Origin of the sequence: Pseudomonas sp. 5C2, from assembly GCF_034314155.1 — a bacterium.
Taxonomy (GTDB): domain Bacteria; phylum Pseudomonadota; class Gammaproteobacteria; order Pseudomonadales; family Pseudomonadaceae; genus Aquipseudomonas.
Genome location: NZ_JAVIWH010000002.1, coordinates 2,109,920 through 2,128,309, shown reverse-complemented (window position 1 = coordinate 2,128,309; position 18,390 = coordinate 2,109,920). Strand labels below are relative to the sequence as shown.

20 protein-coding genes are annotated in these 18,390 nt (G+C 62.3%); all 20 read right to left on the bottom strand.

What is annotated here, in order from left to right; genetic code table 11:
- Positions 1 to 37: 37 nt before the first annotated feature.
- Positions 38 to 1,117 (bottom strand): FUSC family protein, encoded by a 1,080-nt coding sequence (locus RGU44_RS10485; RefSeq protein ID WP_322178535.1) that lies wholly within the window; start codon positions 1,115 to 1,117, stop codon positions 38 to 40.
- 74 nt (positions 1,118 to 1,191) lie between these two features.
- Positions 1,192 to 2,259, bottom strand: a complete 1,068-nt coding sequence (hypE, locus tag RGU44_RS10480) for a hydrogenase expression/formation protein HypE (protein ID WP_322178536.1) — start codon at positions 2,257 to 2,259, stop codon at positions 1,192 to 1,194.
- Positions 2,256 to 3,395 (bottom strand): hydrogenase formation protein HypD, encoded by a 1,140-nt coding sequence (hypD, locus tag RGU44_RS10475; protein WP_219063233.1) that lies wholly within the window; start codon positions 3,393 to 3,395, stop codon positions 2,256 to 2,258. Before hypD ends, hypE begins: the two co-directional genes overlap by 4 nt.
- Positions 3,392 to 3,625 carry a HypC/HybG/HupF family hydrogenase formation chaperone gene (locus RGU44_RS10470; protein ID WP_322178538.1) on the bottom strand — a complete coding sequence of 78 codons (234 nt, stop codon included), beginning with the start codon at positions 3,623 to 3,625 and terminating at the stop codon, positions 3,392 to 3,394. Before RGU44_RS10470 ends, hypD begins: the two co-directional genes overlap by 4 nt.
- Positions 3,616 to 4,779: a carbamoyltransferase HypF gene (locus tag RGU44_RS10465; protein ID WP_322217056.1), complete on the bottom strand. Its 1,164-nt coding sequence runs from the start codon at positions 4,777 to 4,779 to the stop codon at positions 3,616 to 3,618. Before RGU44_RS10465 ends, RGU44_RS10470 begins: the two co-directional genes overlap by 10 nt.
- Before the next feature lies 1 nt (position 4,780).
- Positions 4,781 to 5,779: a hydrogenase nickel incorporation protein HypB gene (gene hypB / locus RGU44_RS10460; RefSeq protein WP_322178540.1), complete on the bottom strand. Its 999-nt coding sequence runs from the start codon at positions 5,777 to 5,779 to the stop codon at positions 4,781 to 4,783.
- Positions 5,780 to 5,814: 35 nt separating this feature from the next.
- On the bottom strand, positions 5,815 to 6,162 hold the full coding sequence (locus RGU44_RS10455) for a hydrogenase maturation nickel metallochaperone HypA (protein ID WP_219063229.1): 348 nt from the start codon (positions 6,160 to 6,162) through the stop codon (positions 5,815 to 5,817).
- The gene (locus tag RGU44_RS10450; protein WP_322217054.1) at positions 6,155 to 7,240 is read right to left on the bottom strand and encodes a nickel-dependent hydrogenase large subunit; all 1,086 of its coding nucleotides are present in this window, start codon (positions 7,238 to 7,240) and stop codon (positions 6,155 to 6,157) included. Before RGU44_RS10450 ends, RGU44_RS10455 begins: the two co-directional genes overlap by 8 nt.
- Positions 7,237 to 7,743 (bottom strand): [NiFe]-hydrogenase assembly chaperone HybE, encoded by a 507-nt coding sequence (gene hybE, locus RGU44_RS10445; RefSeq protein WP_322217052.1) that lies wholly within the window; start codon positions 7,741 to 7,743, stop codon positions 7,237 to 7,239. The genes RGU44_RS10450 and hybE overlap by 4 nt, the downstream gene beginning before the upstream one ends.
- The gene (locus tag RGU44_RS10440) at positions 7,730 to 7,960 is read right to left on the bottom strand and encodes a rubredoxin (protein WP_322178543.1); all 231 of its coding nucleotides are present in this window, start codon (positions 7,958 to 7,960) and stop codon (positions 7,730 to 7,732) included. Before RGU44_RS10440 ends, hybE begins: the two co-directional genes overlap by 14 nt.
- Before the next feature lies 1 nt (position 7,961).
- Positions 7,962 to 8,804, bottom strand: coding sequence for a hydrogenase expression/formation protein (locus tag RGU44_RS10435; RefSeq protein WP_322178544.1), 843 nt, complete (start codon positions 8,802 to 8,804; stop codon positions 7,962 to 7,964).
- Between the two features lie 14 nt (positions 8,805 to 8,818).
- The gene (locus tag RGU44_RS10430) at positions 8,819 to 9,301 is read right to left on the bottom strand and encodes a hydrogenase (RefSeq protein ID WP_322178545.1); all 483 of its coding nucleotides are present in this window, start codon (positions 9,299 to 9,301) and stop codon (positions 8,819 to 8,821) included.
- Entirely contained in the window at positions 9,298 to 9,657 is a 360-nt protein-coding gene (gene hypC, locus RGU44_RS10425) for a HypC/HybG/HupF family hydrogenase formation chaperone (protein ID WP_322217048.1), read from the bottom strand. Before hypC ends, RGU44_RS10430 begins: the two co-directional genes overlap by 4 nt.
- Position 9,658: 1 nt before the next feature.
- On the bottom strand, positions 9,659 to 10,294 hold the full coding sequence (locus tag RGU44_RS10420) for a HyaD/HybD family hydrogenase maturation endopeptidase (protein ID WP_322217045.1): 636 nt from the start codon (positions 10,292 to 10,294) through the stop codon (positions 9,659 to 9,661).
- A 20-nt stretch (positions 10,295 to 10,314) separates the two neighbouring features.
- Entirely contained in the window at positions 10,315 to 10,998 is a 684-nt protein-coding gene (gene cybH / locus RGU44_RS10415) for a Ni/Fe-hydrogenase, b-type cytochrome subunit (protein ID WP_322178548.1), read from the bottom strand.
- A gap of 56 nt (positions 10,999 to 11,054) precedes the next feature.
- On the bottom strand, positions 11,055 to 12,911 hold the full coding sequence (locus tag RGU44_RS10410; protein ID WP_219063220.1) for a nickel-dependent hydrogenase large subunit: 1,857 nt from the start codon (positions 12,909 to 12,911) through the stop codon (positions 11,055 to 11,057).
- 6 nt (positions 12,912 to 12,917) lie between these two features.
- Entirely contained in the window at positions 12,918 to 14,021 is a 1,104-nt protein-coding gene (locus tag RGU44_RS10405) for a hydrogenase small subunit (RefSeq protein ID WP_257604422.1), read from the bottom strand.
- A gap of 316 nt (positions 14,022 to 14,337) precedes the next feature.
- Positions 14,338 to 15,408, bottom strand: a complete 1,071-nt coding sequence (locus tag RGU44_RS10400; RefSeq protein WP_322178549.1) for a HoxN/HupN/NixA family nickel/cobalt transporter — start codon at positions 15,406 to 15,408, stop codon at positions 14,338 to 14,340.
- Positions 15,409 to 15,587: 179 nt separating this feature from the next.
- Positions 15,588 to 16,913, bottom strand: coding sequence for an ATP-binding protein (locus RGU44_RS10395; protein ID WP_322217042.1), 1,326 nt, complete (start codon positions 16,911 to 16,913; stop codon positions 15,588 to 15,590).
- A gap of 14 nt (positions 16,914 to 16,927) precedes the next feature.
- A complete protein-coding gene (locus RGU44_RS10390; RefSeq protein WP_322178551.1) occupies positions 16,928 to 18,385 on the bottom strand; it encodes a nickel-dependent hydrogenase large subunit in 1,458 nt (485 codons plus the stop codon).
- Between the last annotated feature and the right edge of the window lie 5 nt (positions 18,386 to 18,390).

Here is an 18,390-nt window from a genome sequence, read left to right as displayed (position 1 = left end):
ATCGTGGAGGGCGTTTTCGCGGTCCAATGAGTAACAGTCAGATCTTCCATTTCCTTGCAGTGTTCGCCAGTTGCTGGCGCAGATCGTCGACGGTGGCGGCAAGTTGCAGGGTCAACAGTCGGTAGCCGTCCAGTGCCGAGTAGACCGGGGCACTCAACGCGGCCGTATTGTCTGCCCCGCCGACAGGGCGCTCGATCCGCTCCGAGACACCGGTTTGCAGTGCGCGCGCCATTGCAATCAGCTGTACGCGTATCTGTTTGTGTTCGGCGTTGAGGGACAGCTGCAACACGGCCATGGCCTGTTCGTCGTTGGCGGTGGGCCGGGTGTTGGCGAGGATCTCCAGGGTGCTGATGCACAGCCGCAGATTGCGCTGGATGGCGTCGAGTTTATTGAGTGATATCCGCACCTCCTTGGACACGGAGGGCATCAACGAACGCAGTTGCACCATGGCGCCGGTCAGTCGGTTCATCAGCTTGAGGTACTCGTCGTCGCTGACCGATTGGCCACTGATGATGCGGCTGTGGATCGCGGCACAGTCACGCAGTGCGCTCGCCAGGTTGTAGCGCCAGGAAAAGACCGCGTACAGGGGCAGCGCGAAAGAGAACGCCAGGGCCAGGACGATGCCAATGAGGATATCGACAGTGCGCCAAAGGCCATCGGATATCGGGTTATCGCCATGACCGGCGACGATGAACACGGTGATTGCCGACAGCAGCGCCGTGTAGCCGCCTTTGCCGATCGCGTGATAAGCAAAAAAGCCGCATACCGCAGACATGCCCAGGTACGTGAGCAACGGTATGCCCAAGTACGCTTGCTGGGCGACCAGCAACAGGCCAACGGCGGCGCCTATCAGCGTTCCATACGCCCGCTCGGCCGCTTTTTTGCCGATATTACCATGGTGCTGAAGTCCGCCGATTACCACCAGCATGGTGACCGAGGCCCATTCCCCGTGGGGCAGGTTGATGCCGGTGGTCAACAAGATCGACGCGAGCAACCCCAGCGATACGCGCACGGCGTGGATAAGCCTGGCGTTACGGTAGCGTCGATAGGGATCCAGCAGCGGTCGCAGGAATTTGCGTAGAAGCGGGGGGAGTCGCGATGATCGAAGGTCATACATCGGTTCAATGAGACTCTTGGTCTGTGGGTCGAGGCCGTTCAGTCACGGGCTGTCCGGCAGCTCGAACCCTATGATCAACAGATTCTAGGCAACTGCTCTCCGGTCAGCCAGTCTACTATTCTGCGCCCACCGAAACGGGTCTGCATTTGCACGAAGCCGTGCGAGTCATCCAATACGGTGCCGATGCGCACCGCGTCTTTCCCCTGCGGGTGTTGGCGCATGGCGTGCAGCAACGGTTCAGCGTCGGCCTCGGAACAGATGGCGATCAACTTGCCTTCGTTGGCGATGTACAGCGGGTCGAGGCCGAGCAGTTCGCACGCGGCTTCGACCTGTGGTAGCACCGGGATCATGGCTTCGTCGAGGAGCATGCCAACCCCGGATTGACCGGCAATCTCGTTCAGCGTTGTCGCCAAGCCACCACGTGTCGGGTCGCGGAGCACGCGCAAACCGGGGGCGGTCGCGAGCATATGGGCAACCAGTTCGTGCAGGGCGATGCTGTCGGAGATGATCTCGGTGTCGAATTCCAGCGCCTCACGCTTGGACATGATTGCCACGCCGTGTTCGCCAATGCTCCCGGACAGCAAAATGGCATCGCCAGGGCGAGCACGATGGCCGCTGGTATTCACCCCGGCGGCGACCACGCCAATCCCGGTGGTACTGATGAATACGCCGTCGCCCTTGCCGCGCTCGACCACCTTGGTGTCGCCGGTGACGATGGGGACGCCCGCCTGACGGGAGGCACGGGCCATGGAGTCGACAATGCGTTTCAGGTCTGCGAGTGGGAAACCTTCCTCAATGATGAAGCTGGCGGCGAGGTACAGCGGTCGCGCACCGGTCATGGCGACGTCGTTGACGGTGCCATGCACGGACAGGCTGCCGATGTCGCCGCCGGGGAAGAATAGCGGCGAAACCACATGCGCGTCCGTCGCCATAACCATGCGCTCGCCGGGGGCGAGTTCGGGTGTGAAGACCGCGCCGTCGTTGCCCTCACGCAGCCAGGTGTTATCGAAGGCGGCGACGAACAGTTCTTCGATCAATTGCGCCGAAGCACGGCCGCCAGCGCCGTGACTCATGTCGATGCGTCCTTCTCGCAGGTTCAGGGGGCGGACATAGCCGCGCTTGACGGGGGAACCAGCGTTCATAAAGCCACTACCTCAATGTCTTTGTAGCGCCCGTAGGCGTAATGCGCGGCGCAGGCGCCTTCGTTGGACACCATGCACGAGCCCATTGGATTTTCGGGTGTGCACACGGTGCCGAACAGGCGGCAATCCGTGGGTTTTTTCTGCCCGCGGAGGATGGCGCCACATTCGCAGGCCTTGTGATCCGGCACCGCCTGGTACTCCAAGTCGAAGCGCACTTCGGCGTCGTAGCGGGCGAAGGCCGGACGAATGCGCAGGGCGCTGAGGGGGACTTCACCGAGCCCGCGCCATTCGAAGCTGGGGCGCAACTCGAAGACCTCATCCATCAGCGCCTGGGCGCCCGTATTGCCATAGCGTCCGACAGCGCGGATGAACTCGTTCTCGACTTCAGCCCGACCTTCATTGACCTGGCGCACCAGCATCAAGATCGCCTGCATCACGTCCAGCGGCTCGAAACCGGCGATGACCACTGGCTTGTGGTATTGGCGGGCGAAGGCTTCGTAAGGCGCCGAGCCGATGACGATGCTGACATGCGCCGGGCCGACAAAACCATCCAGTTCCACCGCCGACGCGGCGTCCTTTTCCGGCGCGGCGAGGATGTGCGAAATCGCAGCCGGAGTCAGGACATGGCAGCAGAGCACGCTGAAATTATCCAGGCCACGTGCCGCCGCTTCGCGAATGATCAGTGCCGTGGGCGGTGTGGTGGTTTCGAAACCGATGGCGAAGAACACCACCTGCCGTTCCGGGTTCGCTTCGGCGATTTTCAGTGCATCCAGCGGCGAATAAATCATGCGGATATCGGCGCCGTGGGCCTTGGCGCGGAGCAAGGAAAGCCCTTCAGACGCGGGCACACGCAAGGTGTCGCCGTAGCTGCAAAGGATTGCTCCGTGTTCCAGGGCCAGCTTCACCGCCAGGTCGATACGTCCAATCGGCAGCACGCAGACCGGGCAGCCGGGGCCGTGGATCATGCGCACGTTGTCGGGCAGTAGCTCGCTGACGCCGTAGCGGGAAATCGCGTGGGTGTGGCCGCCGCAGAACTCCATAAACCGATAGGATCGGTCGGGATGGGCTTCTTCGCGGATGCGTGCGGCGATGCGTTGAGCCAGCTCGCCGTCGCGGTATTCGTCGATGTACTTCATGAGGCTTCCCGTTGCGTGCGGTTCAACTCGTCGAACATGTCCAGCGTGCGCTGGGCTTCTTCTGGATCAATCAGGCCCAGGGCATAGCCGACGTGGATAATCACGTAATCGCCGACCTGTGCCTCGGGCACCAGCGCTATAGAGATTTCTTTGCGGATGCCGCCGAGATCGACCAGTGCGGTGTCGCCACTGCGCAGTTCGACCACACGGGCGGGAATAGCTAGGCACATGACAGAGGTTCCTCCAGCGGCAACGCCGCTTGGCTTTCAAGTTCGGGCCAGTGGGCGGCGATCCAGCCTTGGCCGAGGGCCAGTCCGGCATCGCCGCAGGACACGCTCTGTGCGCTGAAGACCGGCACGCCGTGGGTGCCGAGCAGATGGCTGAGGCGCGCACTGAGCAGACGGTTGGCGAAGCAGCCACCGCCGAGCAGTACCGGCAGTTTTGCAGGCTGTTGCAGCACCCAGTCAGTCAGGGCCGCCGCGAGTGTCAGGTGGAACAGTGCGGCACCTTCGGCGCTACGGCCATGATCGGCCAAGTCGAATAGACGTGTGAGCAGCGGCCGTAGATCAAGCACGCCGTCAGCGCGGATGCGCCATAGGCCTTCGACCGTTGGCTCGGCATTCGCTGCCAGATAGTCGCTGGCCAGACGTTCCAGGGCGATGGCGGCTTCTGCCTCGGCTTGCTGGCGCACACTGATCCCGAGAATACCGGCGGCGGCATCGAACCAGCGTCCCGCGCCACTGCTGGGTGGGCAGTTGAGGTTACGGCGGAGCATGCCTGCAACGGTGCCAGCGCTTTGCTCGCCGACCAGCGCGCCGAGGCGAGTAATGATTTCTTCATTGCGGCCCAGTAGATGCAACGCGGCTGCGGCCAGACGCCAAGGCTCACGGGCGGCGATGTCGCCGCCCGGCAGTGGCAGTGGCAGCAGATGCCCGAGTCGGCGCCAGGCGTGGGGCGCGACCCATAGCAACTCACCCCCCCAGGCGGCGCCGTCACTGCCGAGGCCGACGCCGTCCAGCGCCAGACCCAGCACCGGGCCGTCGAGCCCATGTTCGGCCATGAGTGCGCCGATATGCGCATGGTGGTGCTGGACCGCCAGCGCGGGCACGTCCAGCCGAGCGGCCAGGCTCACGGCCAGTTGGGAGCTGTAGAAGTCCGGGTGCAGGTCATGGACGATTGCCTGCGGGGTAGCGTCGGCATGCGCGAGCAAACGCTCCAGCGAGGCTTCGAGGTCCAGACAACTTTGTGGATCGCCCAAATCGCCATGCACTGGGGACCACAGCACTTGATCGCGTTGCAGCAGACAGGCTGCGTTTTTCAGCCAGGCACCGCAGGCCAGTACGGGCGGCCAGACGTTCGCGTTGGGGAGTTTTTGGCTATGCACGTCAGGCCCCCTTGGCCGGCGCTTTCAGCGCTGCCAGTTCGGCTTCGAGTGCGGCGATGCGTGCAGCCTTGCGGTCACTCTCCGGCGCACCCGCCAGTAGCCAGTCGAGCCAGGCGTCCAGGCCGGTGCCGTCACGGGCACTGAGCTGAATGATCTGCAACTGCGGATTGACCTGATGGGCATAGTCCAGGCAGCGCTGCACGTCGAAGTCCAGATGAGGCAGCAGGTCGATCTTGTTGAGGATCATCAGCTTTGCAGCGGCGAACATGTCCGGGTATTTGAGCGGCTTGTCCTCGCCCTCGGTGACTGACAGGATCGCCACTTTACCGGCCTCGCCGAGGTCCCAAAGTGCCGGGCACACCAGGTTGCCGACGTTCTCGATAAACAGAATGCCCGCCGGTTCGCCTGCGCCGTGTGCATGATGATCGTGGGCGGCGTGGTGATGATGGTGGTTGGAGAGCAGCGGGGCCTTTGGGTGGTGATGCTCATGCCCTGCGGCATGCAATGCGTCGTGCAGCGGCAGGCGCGCGTAAGCTTCGGTGATCATCCGTGCGTCCAGGTGGCAACCCTTGCCGGTGTTTATCTGGATCGCCGGCACCCCTGTTGCGCGGATGCGCTCGGCGTCGTTGCGGGTCTGCTGGTCGCCTTCAATCACCGCGATTGGCAACCCGGCTCGGCGCTCGCGCAGGGCGAGGAGGGTGGCACACAGCAGGGTGGTTTTGCCGGAGCCGGGGCTGGACACCAGATTGAGGGCCAGCACGCCGTGGGCGATGAAATTCTCTCGGTTGCGTGCGGCGTGGCGGTCGTTCTCGCCGAGCACATCTTGCTCGATGCGGATCGTCCTTGCCTGGCTCAGGCCGGGCACCGAGACCCGCGCTTCGCCCGCGCCGTAATGCAGATCGCCCGTGGCGTCGACCCGCGCTTCGCTATCGGTGGTTGACTCGTTGCTTGGGTGTTGCTCGTGTGAATGGCCGGTACCGCAGCCGCAAACGACGCACATGGCGTTCCTCCAGATTTCAAATCAGAAATCAACTATCAGTGATCCTCGACCTGCAGGTCGAGGATGCGTAATTCGGTGCCGCCGGTAGGTTGCAGCCAGAAACCGCCGCAGGTCGGGCACGGTGCGCCGCGCTCGACTAATGGCACAGTGGCGGCGCAGTCCAGGCACCAGGCCTGTCCGTGCGGTTCTTCGATGTCGATCTGCGCACCGGCCAGCAAGGTGCCCGGTGCCAGCGCTTCCAAGGCGAAACGCAGCGCGTGTACCTCGACCCCTGCCAACTTTCCGGCTTCCAGGCGCAAACGGCTGACGCGCACGAACGGATCAGCGGCAGCCGCTGCTTCCACGGCGCTGAGAATTCCGCCCGCCAGACTCAGTTCATGCATGGCTTGATTGTCCTTGGTGGTTGTCTTTGTCTGTTTCCAGCGTAAAAGCGATGCAGGGATCGAAGGCTGCCATCAACAGTTCAGCCTGGCGCTGGCTGCGTGGATCGGCGCTCGGCAGCGATGACAGCGCCAGGGCCAGAGCACCCTGCGGATGAAGGTTCCACTCGGTGGGGGCGACGATCTGATAGTCGGCTATCTGCACGGTGCCGCCGCTGCGTTCCAGACATACCCGATGCAGCAACAGACCGCGAGCGGTTTCGCTCCAGGCCAGGGCTTCGTTCTGACCCAACGCTATCACCCCAAGCGCCGGTGGGCGGGCATCGGGCAGTGACAGTCGTGCCAATTCGGCGACCCGCGCCCCCAACCTCAGCCAGGCGCTGGTGTAGCGTTCCGGATGTGTTTCGCCGAACCGGGTCCAACTGCCGGTTTCGCACGGCTGTCCATTCAGCTCAGGGCGCAGGGCAAAGTCGGTGGAACGGCGCAGGTGATCTGCCACGGCGTGCAGCGCCGGGGTATCGGTGATCAGTTGCAGTGCATGCACCGGCAATTGCAGGGCGTCTGCGTCTCTGCGGCAGTTGGCAAGTATGCGGCTCAGCCAGTGTTCGTTGCGCTGGGTCCATTCCAGCAACGCGTGATGAGGGTCGTCTTCCCACTGCTGTAGCCAGGCGCGTACCGGGCCGCCAAGCCAGAAAGTCATGGCCGCTTCGGGTGCCTGATCCCACGCGCGCATTTCCCCTGGAGAGGGGCGCGGAGCGCCTGGGTCGAGTAGCGGCGGCCAGTCCAGCAAGACGCGTCGCAAGTGTTCACGGCGAGTTTCGGCCAGCAACGCCTGGCTGGCGGCCACGAGGGTGTTCGTCTGGCCCTGCAGTGCTGCGCGGATGGCCAGTTGTGCAGTCAAACGATGGGCCTGACCGCACAGGCTGTAGAGCAGGGGCAGTCGTTGCGCGGCGGCCTCGGGTGGCTGGCCTCGCAATATCCGAGCCGCCAGTAATGGCCGACCGCCAATGATCGCCGGTTGCTGACCGGGACGCACTCTCAGCGATCCACCGAGTGGCGACAAACTGCTTGAGGCATTCATTCCGAGGCACCAGGCCGACGCCCGAACAGCAGGGCGCGACGACTGAGCGCCGGGTGTTGCGGCTCTTCCTCTTTGGGGGTGTCGCGCAACAGGCTGAGCACCTGTTCGGCGGTAGCGCGGGCCGCCGCTTGATCGGCGAACTCGAACATCGGGGAAAACAACGAACAGCTTTGGTAAACGCCGAACGCCTCGTCGACTGCGCCTATGAATGTCAGACGCTGGCCACCGAAAAAATGCTCTCGGGAGGCACCTTGGGCCAGCGGTGCACTCAAGGCGGGCGCGAGCCACATCAGGTTCATGAACCAGGGCGTGATCAGAATGCCGAGTACGCCAGAGGTCGCATCTTCACCCGCAATCTGCACGGCGAAGCCTACCGCCTCGACGTCCAGCCTTGGGTTGAGAAAGGGCAGGCCGCGCATGCGGGTGTCGGCGATGTCTCTGAAGTGGGCAGCCAGCGCCTCACCCCGCAGGGTCGGGGAGGGTGGCGATTCAGACTGTGTCATTGATCACCATGAACTGCTCGGCGGCACCATCGCAGTTCGGGCAGCACCAATGGTCCGGCAGCGCTGAAAACGGCGTGCCGGGCTCGATTTGCCAGACCGGGTCGCCCTCGCTCGGGTCGTACACCCACCAGCAGATTTTGCACTCCAGACGGGTGGTATCGCTGATGCGCGCGGAGTCGCCCCTGTAGCTGCCTTCGAAGCTGGGTCTGTCGGTCATGTTACTGCCCTTCGAACCATTGGATGACATCCTCGAAGCGTTCCAGCGAATCGCTGAGGTCTTCCGGCGCAGCACAAATCACTTCTGGCAAGTCGGTGATCTCGATGGTGTCGAGGATTTGCGCGTCCTGGGAATTGAAGTAGGTGACGCGCCAGCAATTGTGCACCAGTGTGCTGCTGATCCGGCAATTGCCGTAACCGCGAGCCAGTGCCCGCACCGGGCCGACCGGCAAATAAGCGTCGAGGAAGGCAATGTCTTGTTCGGACAGCGGCAGCAGTGTCAGGTTGATCACGTGCGCGGGGCTACCGGTTTGCCAGTGCCGGGTCTGGTCTTCCACCTCGGTGAGAATCGCCGGAGCGTTCATCACGCCAGGCGGTAGTTGTGACGGCAGGTCAAACGCGGCTGGTCGGGCCGCGGCATGGGCGGTAGTGCGCAGTTGCACAGGTGCGGCGCCGACTTCGACATAGTCGTGGCCCTCACCGTAAATTCGCCAGACCCCGGCGAAGATCGATTCCTGGATGCGCAACGGGGTTTGCACGACAACGCGTACGCTGACTTCGCCCTCACCGAGCAGTTGATCGAGCAGCGTGCGGTCGCCGGCTTCAAGTCCGCTGAGGTCGAGGCTCCGGGTCACTTCACCGCGATTGCAGGTGTGGAGCATTTGCAGCAGGTCCTGCAAGGCTTGGCGGGCGCCTGGCAGCGTGTCCAGTTCTTCCGGTTCGGGCAGTATCGGGGCGCTGTGGGTGTACATACCTTGCGGCATGCTGATGTATTCGAGGACCTCGTCTTCCACTTGAGAGCCTGGGCCTAGATCGACCACCGGGATGTACATTTGCGGGGCCATGGGCGTTCCTCTGTTCACTGGCAGCCGCCGGTAGCGCCGCTGGGCGTTTCGGCGAACAAGGGGATGCGGGCGTTGCTCAGGTTCAAGGCCTTGTCGGCCAGGCTGAGGTATTCGTCCCAGTCATGCATGCCGTCGATGGTGGTGACGTAGCCACCGTCGCGCAGCCAGACTAGGGTTGGCCAGCGACGCAGGGCAAAGCGTGCCGCGATGGCTTCTTCCTCGGCGCGATGAACCACGCCCAACCGCAGGGTGCAGCCATGGCGCCTGGCAACTTCCTGGCGCAGTTCGGGCAACACCACCGCCACATCCAGGGATTCAGGGTGGCGCACCGGGTCACCGCACAGCAGTAACAGACAGTCACCGCTTTCAGCGAGCCAGGCGTCGAGGTTGTCGCTGCCAATCCAGGTGGCATCGAATTGCTCTACCAGACGGGTGATCAGTGGCGGGATAGCAGGGGTGGCGGGAATGGGCGCCATGAAGGCGGCGGATTCACTCATATGGGTTCCTTGAGGTTAGGCCGCGTACGCGCAGCAACGGGTGGCATCTGGCCCAGCAGGGCGGCGAGCTGTTCGGCGTTCATCGCGGAGGGCAGACTGAAACCGGGCGCGCTGTCGGGTGTTGGCGGGGTGCCGTACAGTGCGGCTTCGAGCATGGCGAGGGTCGAGTCGATCTCCGCTGCCCGTCGTGCATCGAGGTGTTCGCGCGCTGCGTCGAGGAAGATCAGCAACCAGTCACCGACGGTGCAGGTATCGACCAGCGCCGTATCGATGAGCCGTTCCTCGCCGTGTCGGTCACGGCACAGCGCTGAGCCAGGGTTTACGGCAACCACTTGCATGGGCAGTCCGATGCACATATCAGGCGCGCCTGGCGAGGATGCGTTCGTCACCGATCCGGCAGGCGGTCTGCGCGGACGGGCGTTCGCCTTCGTAGCGTTGCAATTCCAGGTGCGGCAGGGTCACAGCGTCGTCCCCGTTAAGCGGCGAAGCACGTTTGCGCGGCTCGGCACCCCAGGTTTCAAGCACCCGAACGGCTTCGTCCAGCGCGCCTTCCATGGCTGCCTTGACGCTGGGTCGTAAGCTGCCGCCATAGTCCATCATCTGCTCTGGCTGGCAACCAATCAGCAGGACTCGTTGAGGATAGTGAGCAGTCAGTTGGGCCAGCATCAGCACTTCCTGAAAGCCGGTCTGGTGCAGACTGAGCTTTTTGATCCCGAGAAACTTGGGCACTTCGTCATCGGCGATGAATTTCAATTCACCGGGGGCGAGGTTGTAGTCGACGGCGTCGAAAATCAGCAGGTAATCGGCTTCCTGTACATGCTGGATCAGGTACAGACCCTGGGTTCCGCCATCGATCAGCGCGACGTTGTCGGCGAACTCATAGCGTTGTTGCAAGGCCTCGACACAGCGCACGCCGAAGCCTTCGTCGGCCCACAGCAGGTTGCCGATTCCCAATACGGTGATGCGCGGACGGGGCGATTCTGAGGTGATCATGTGCGACTCTGTCGGTGTGTTCATTTTTTGAAGGTCTTGTAGCCGGAGATCATCCCGCCTATTAGGCTGAGGCGACCGTTGATTTCTTCGCGCACAGCGGCGTACACATGCAGGATGATGAACACCACGATGACCCACATGCCCACGTGATGCAGGGTGTGGACTTGTTGGGATTGCCCGAGCAATGGCAGTACCCAGCCGAACATCCGTTCCTGCCATGAGCCCATTTGCGAGCCTTCGCCGTAGAGGGCGAAACCGGTCAGTACCATGAACAGCGAGCTCAGCAGGAAGACAAAAAACATTGCAAAGCGCGACAGTGGGTTGTGCCCGAATGTGGGCTCCGGCGTAGGGCCAATGAACAGGTAATAGCGCAGCCAACTGAGGAAATCGGTCCAGTAGGCTTTGCTCAACACCGGAACCGAGAACAGCTCGCGGGCGTGATGGTTGCCCACCAGCGCCCAATAGGCGCGGCCCAGGATGCCAATGGCAAACACATACCCTGCGCTGAAGTGCGCAAAACGGATGTAGCCCATCAGGAAGTGTGCGCTGGCCTCGCCTGGCTGGGTAGCCAATGGGGAGCCGATCAAGTACCCGGTTACCGCCAGTACCAGAATGCAGGCGGCGTTGATCCAATGCCACAGGCGCACCGGTGCCTCGTAAACGTACTCCGGCAGGCCCATGGGTGTTTCGGTCTGGAGGGTCATATCTTCACCTTTGGAAGGGCAGGTGCCTTTTCGCACCTGCCGGATGCCTTGATTACTCAGCTCACCTTGACGGTGCTCAGCTCTGCGCCGTCCTCGCTCATCACGTGGGTCGCGCAGGCCATGCAAGGGTCGAAGGAGTGCAGGGTGCGCAGGATTTCCACTGGCTGATCGGGAATGGCCACGGGGGTGTTCATCAAGGCGGCTTCGAAAGCCCCGATCTGTCCCTTGGCGTCACGCGGGCTGCCGTTCCAGGTGCTCGGCACGACGCACTGGTAGTTTTCGATGCGACCGTCCTTGATGCGTATCCAGTGGCCCAGCGCGCCACGCGGTGCGGCGACGATGCCGACACCTTTGGCTTCGGACGGCCAGGTGGCAGGGTCCCATTTCTCGACGTTGGCGGTGGAACGGTCGCCGTTGCGGATGTTGGTCATCAGCTCGTTCCAGTCGTCGACCATCATCTCCGCGCAGTATTCGGCCTCCAGCGCGCGGGTCAGGGTGCGGCCGATGGTACTCGGCAACAATATCTTGGCGCTGTAGTCGGTCTCAGGCATGCCGAGGGTCTTGGGCAGGCTGTGGTTGACCGCCTGCAACGCGCCCTCAAGTTGCTCTTTGACTCGCTGACAGTGCGGGTTGCCTTTGAGTGCGTGGGCATACCCAAGGATGTAGCGAGCCAGTGGCCCGACCTCCATGGCATGCCCACGCCAGCGAGGCGATTTGACCCAAGAGTACTTCGCGCTTTCGTCGACTTCTTCGATGGCAGTCCGTGTGCCCTTGGTCTTCGCCCCCAGCTCGTAATTGGCTTCGGTGATGCCGTCCCACGGGTGCAGGCCTTTATCGTTGTCCGGGTAGTTGTACCAAGAGTGGGTGACGAACTCCTGCACTTGCTCCGGATCGCGAGGATCAACCGGAAGGATCTCGTCCCAGTTGCCATTGAGAATCGCGCCGCCCGGCAACTGGTTGGTACTGTCGTCGTAATTGACCTTGGCGTAAGTGCCATAGTCCATCACGTTGGTCGCGGCCAGACCGCCGCCATGCAGCCAGCCTTTCTGTTTGTAGATGGTGCCGATGGCCAGCACGTCCGGTACATAAACGTTGCGGCAGAAGGTCAGCGCTTCATCGATGCGGGCGCGGACGAAGTTCAGCCGTTCCATGTTCAGCGGGGCACCGGCGGCCAGGTCGCCGTCGATATTGATCGCGCAGGGCACGCCGCCCACCAGGTAGTTCGGGTGCGGGTTCTTGCCACCGAAAATGGTGTGGATCTTCACCCATTCTTTTTGCAGGTCGAGGGCTTCGAGGTAATGGGTGACCGCCATCAGGTTGGCTTCAGGCGGCAATTGGTAGGCAGGGTTGCCCCAATAGCCATTCATGAACGGCCCGAGCTGGCCGCTTTCGAAAAACTTCTTCAGCCGATTCTGTACGTCGCGGAAATAGCCGGGCGACGACAACGGGTGAGACGGCGAGACTTGTTGCTGCAATTCCGAAGTACGCTTGGGGTCCGCCTTGAGTGCGGACACCACGTCCACCCAGTCCAGCGCATGCAGGTGATAGAAGTGCACTGCGTGGTCGTGGATCTGCAGGGTCTTGGCCATCATTTCGCGTATCAGGTGCGCGTTCGGCGGAATGCGGATGCCCAGTGCATCTTCGACTGAACGTACCGAGGCCAGCGCGTGGCAGCCGGTGCACACGCCGCAGATGCGCTCGACGAACGCCCAGGCGTCACGCGGGTCGCGGCCCTTGAGAATGACTTCGAGGCCGCGCCACATGGTGCCGGTGGAGACCGCGTTGCGAATGATGTTGTTGGCGTCGAGGTTGACCTCTACGCGCATATGGCCTTCGATGCGAGTGACAGGGTCAACGACGATGCGTCGGCCAGTGTTGTTCAGGTCGAAACCCTGGGTCGAATAGTTGCTCATCGATGGTTATTCCTGTCTTGTCGCTGGGGCGTCATGCGGTGCAGTGGGCGTTTTGCCGTTGCTGGCGCGTTTGAGGGCGGTCACTGCGGCATGGGCAGTGACCGCAGCGCCGACCGTGACACCTGCGGCAAGACCGATTTGATCGGCATTGGCCTCCACACCAAAGGCGTTGACGTCAGTCAGGTGTTGGTAGAACGAACCTTTGTCCCAGAACCCTTCCTCGGAACAGCCAATACAGCCGTGCCCGGATTGAATCGGGAAGCTGGTGCCGCCATTCCAGCGCACGGTCGAGCAGGCGTTGTAGGTGGTCGGGCCCTTGCAGCCTACTTTGTAAAGGCAGTAGCCCTTGCGTGCGGCATCATCGTCCCAGGCCTCGACGAACTGGCCGGCGTCGAAGTTCGGACGGCGATAGCACTTGTCGTGGATACGCTGGCTGTAAAACATTTTCGGCCGACCCTGACGGTCCAGTTCAGGCAAACGGTCGAAGGTCAGCATGTAGGTGATCACCCCGGTCATGACTTCGGCGATCGGCGGGCAACCCGGCACTTTGATAATCGGTTTGTCGGTGATGACCTTGTGGATCGGCACCGCTTGGGTCGGGTTGGGTTTGGCCGCTTGCACGCAGCCCCAACTGGCGCAGGAGCCCCAGGAAATGATCGCCTTGGCATCGCGGGAAACGCGCTTCAATTGTTCGATGAACGGCTTGCCACCGATGATGCAGCTCATGCCGTCCTGATTCAGCGGCGGGTTGCCCTCAACGGCGAGGATGTAGTTGCCTTTGTATTTGGTCATGACCTCGTCGAGGATGGCTTCGGCCTGGTGCCCGGCAGCAGCCATCAGGGTGTCGTCGTAATCCAGGGAGATCATCGACAGCACCACGTCCTTGGCCAGCGGGTGCGCGGAGCGGATGAACGACTCGGAACAACAGGTGCATTCCAGGCCATGCAGCCAGAGCACCGGCGTGCGCGGCTTGTTCTCCATCGCCCAGGCGATTTTGGGCATGAACGCCGGGCCGAGCCCCAGTGACGTCGCGGTTAGGGAGCAGAACTTGAGAAAGCTCCGACGTGAGATGCCCTGTCTGCGCATCACTTCATAAAATGTTTCGGTCACCTGTTTTCTCCTCCCCAGGAATATTCTTCGAGTGGGGTTGCACGCCACGTACTGAAAGTAATGCCTGGTAACTACAAGACCTGTGCCATTTCGTCGCGGCCTTGCCGGGTAGCGCTTAATTTCATGTATATGGTTGTTTTTTAAGGAGTTTTTAATCGTATTCGAGCGTTGCGCTTTAGGGTCGAACGCGCAGTAGTGGATACTTGGTTTCCACTGGTCTTCTTTACTGGTAACGGGCTGATCGGTGAGGGCAGCGCTGTCGCTCAGCCAACGCTGCCCCGAAGGCTCCGACCTGTTTGTCAGGCGGGGACCCGCTTTAAGCCGCGGGGTAGTCGAGGTCCAGCCGGTCGTAGCCTTTAAGGCGGTAGAACAGCAGGGAGAGGGTCCACGTGAGGATGAAGAGCCCGATGATCAGGTAGCCGATCAAGCCGAAGTCGTCGTTCAGGGACGCGATAACGTCCCATGCGCCACCTTCCAGACCCAGGCGCGAGGCAATCAGGTGCAGCACTTCCAGGCCACCCACCAGCAGCGCCACCAACACCGAGACCGAGGTGATGGTCAGGTTGTAGTAGAGCTTGCGCGCAGGTTTGATCAGCGCCCAGTGGTAGGCGCCGGTCATCATCACGCTGTCGGCGGTATCGACCAGCGCCATGCCAGCGGTGAACAGCGCGGGGAAGACCAGGATCGACCAGATGGGCAAGTCCTGCGAAGCCTGTGCCGCTGAAATGCCCAGCAAACCTATTTCCGTGGCGGTATCGAAGCCCAGGCCAAACAGAAAGCCCAGTGGGTAAAGGTGCCAGCTGCGGCTGATCAGGCCGAACAGTGGGCGTACCAGTCGCGCAATCAGGCCGCCGCCCGCCAGCATTGCATTCATCTCTTGTTCGCCGACCCGCTCGCCGCGCCGAACCCGGCGAAAAGCCAGGTACACCGAGCGCAGGATGATCAGGTTGATCAGCGCCACCAATAGCAGGAAGACGGCGGAAACCGAGGTGCCAATCAGGCCACCGATACCGTGGAACGCCTCAATGTCCGCCTTGAACGTCGAGGCGGTCAAGGCGATGACCAAGGTCGCGAGGATCACGATGGTGCTGTGTCCCAAGGAAAAGAACAGGCCCACGGTGGCGGTCTGTTGACCCTCTTGAATCAGCTTGCGAGTGACATTATCGATGGCGGCGATATGGTCCGCATCGACGGCATGACGCAGGCCGAAGCTGTAGGCGAGGAACGCGGTGCCGAGCAGCAACGGGTAGTCGCGGAAGGCAATGAAGGCCCAGAGCCAGGCCATAAGATTGACGGCGAGCAGGCCACCGAAAATCATCACCACGTGGCGCTTGAAGATCAAAGGTGCCGCGCTTTTGGCGGTTCCGGCGGCGTTGGATACAGGCATGGGTACTCCGCAAGGAAGGGGGGCTGGCTGGAAATCAAAGAGAATGTCATACAAACCCTGTGCCAGCCCTGTTCGAACGCGCTGCAGCCGTGTTTGTGTGCCGTGCGCTGGACACTGTTCTTGCACTGTTCGTGGGTAAACGGATACTCGCTTTGCAGTGGCGCTAGGCGCGTCTGCGCTTAGTCAGCGGACTGGCTGGGGATGATCAGGGTGAACTCGGCCCCGCCTTTAGGATGATTGCCTGCGATCAGACGGCCACCGCAGCGTTCGACAATGCTGTAGCTGATCGACAGCCCCAGGCCTGTGCCCTTGCCAACCGGTTTGGTGCTGAAGAAGGGGTCGAACACTTGGGTCAGATGTTCTGCGGCAATGCCGCTGCCGTTGTCGCGCAGGCGCAGGGTGACCCAGCCGGGTTCCTGTTCGACGCTTATCCACACTTCCGGTGTTTCGCGCTCGGCAGCCTGGGCGGCGTCGTAGGCGTTTTGCATCAGGTTCATCAGCACTTGCAGCAACTGCCCGCTGTTGCCGTGCACACAAGGTGCACCTTCGGGGTGCCAGTGCACGCGCAGATCTGGTGCGATGCCGCGGGTGATCCAGTGAATGGCCCGCTCGATTACTTCGTTCAGCGCAACCTCGCCCAGCGTCTCGCGATCCACCGCCGAAAAGCGCTTCAGCGCGCTGACAATGTCGGCGGTCCGTTGCGCGCCTTCCAGCGTACCTTCGATCAGCGACGGCAGGTCGGCCAGCAGTGGGTCAATGCGCAACTGTCGGCGCAGGGCTTCACGTATCTCCCGTGGTTCGTCGGCGTTGACCGCCTCCAGATACTGCTCAAGACGCTCTCGGTAACCCCCCAAAACATGGGCATTGGCGAGTACGAAGCTGATTGGGTTGTTCAGTTCGTGGGCGACCCCGGCGACCAACCGACCGAGGGAGGCCATTTTCTCCGCATGCAGCAGTTGTTGCTGGGTGCGCTTAAGGGCTTCGTGGGCTTCGTGCAACTGGCGGTAGGCGTGTTTCAGCTCACCCAGCGGGCGCCCCACCAGCACGTGACCGATGCAGCGTCCGTTGCCAGTACTGCGCACGGTGCAACTGATATCCACTGGCACCGGCGCGCCGAGGCTGTCTTTGAAATTCAGTTCGAGGCTGGCGCTGGCATTGGGTCTGCGCAGGCCGGCCAATGTCTTGCGCAGCTGTTCGTCACTTCGCGCGTCGGCCAGCAAGGCGTAGACCGGGCTGCCGAGGAGTGTCTGTTCGTCGCGTCCTACCAGTGTGCGCAGGGCATTGTTGGATTCTTCGATGCGTCCGTCCGGGTCGCAGGCCAGTAGCACGTCGGACATGGACGACAGCAGCCCGGCGATGAATTGCTGCGACTGCTCCAGCTCGGCATTTTTTTCTTCCAGGGCGATTTCGTCCTGCACCAGCTGTGAATAGACTTCATCCATCTTGCCGATCACTTCCAGCCAGGCGTCCTCGTCGAGGTTGCCTGGCGCTGCTTTGCGCGCCATGACGTTCTCCAGGTTCAATGCACCGTGCAAACCATGCACGGGTCGAAAGAACGAACGATATGCTGCACCGCAACCGGCGTTTTCTCGCCGGGCAGCACGGGTGCGCCCTCCAGGGCTTGCTCCAGTGCACCGGGCCGACCCTGAGCGTCACGCGGGGAAAAATTCCAGGTGGTCGGCGCGATGATCTGGTAGCTGGCGATGCGTCCGTGCTCGACCCGAAGCCAATGGCCGAGGGCGCCGCGCGCCGCTTCAGTGAGGCCCACGGCGCTGCCGTTGTCGGGCAGTTCTGCGGCGCGATAATAGGGTTCGCCGGGGCGCAGGGCCATCAGCCACTGCTCCATCAGCGGCACTACACGGGCCAGTTCCACCAGCCGAGCCAGTACACGGGTGTAGACGGTTGCCCCGCAGCGGGCGACAGCGTCGCGCAGCAACGGTTGACCCGCGATCAGTTGACGGGCCAAGGCGCCGGTTTCGAGCACGGCGCCTGCCAGTCGTGGGGCCTTGTTCCAGGTATAGGCGGCAAGTTTTTCTGCCAGCGGCTCGGTTTGGCCTTGGGCCGGATGCAGCGGGCCGCCGCTGTCATCCAGCCAGGCGTGGGCGGCGTCCTCGCTGATATCCGCCAGCTCCAGGCTTTCTACCCGCTGCTTAGCAGCGTTCCACAGGCCTTGTGGGAACACCATATGTCCGTCGGGCTGCGGATAGGCGCCATAGGACAGGTAGAGCCCCGGTCCCGGACCGAGATGCTCCAGACCGCTGTCCAGCGTGATATCGAGGAACTGGCGCAGATCGCCTTGGCCTGGCGCTTCTGCCTGCCAGGCCCAAAGTTCGTTTTCGCTGCCAAGCCCGACGATGCGCTCCAGTGGGGTGGCGAACAGCTCGGTTTCGAGAAATTGGCGGAACTCGCGCACCCGTGTCAGCAAACGCAGGCGTTCGGCCGCATCAATGGCACGGGTCGAGCCGCCGGGCTGGATGGAGCCAGTGTGCGGCCACTTTCCGCCCAGGGTGCCGATCAGATCCAGCCAGCGTTTGCGGGCGGACACCGCCAGACGTTGCTGGCTGCCCTGGCCCGGCGTAAAGCGCGCCTGAGCCGCCGCGTACCACGGTCGTTCTGCATACGCCGGGCGCACGAAGTCGGGCATGAAAAATAAATAGAAATGAGTCAGGTGGTCAGCGAGATTCTCTGTCGCCGCCATGAGATTAATCGTCAGCAGACCGTTGTCAGGCGGTTGCACGCCAGCCAGTGAGGCCAGTGCACGGGCGGCGGCAATCGACTGCGATACCGAGCAAATCCCACAGATACGTGGGGCATAGACCAGCGCATCAAGCGGGGCGTGTTGTAGCAGTATTTGCTCGAAGCCGCGAAACATGGTGGCGTTGACCTGCGCCGAACGCACGCGGCCGTCTTCCACCTCAAGCTGCACTTCGAGGTCACCTTCGACACGATTGAAAGGACCCACCACCAGACGTGACATAAGGC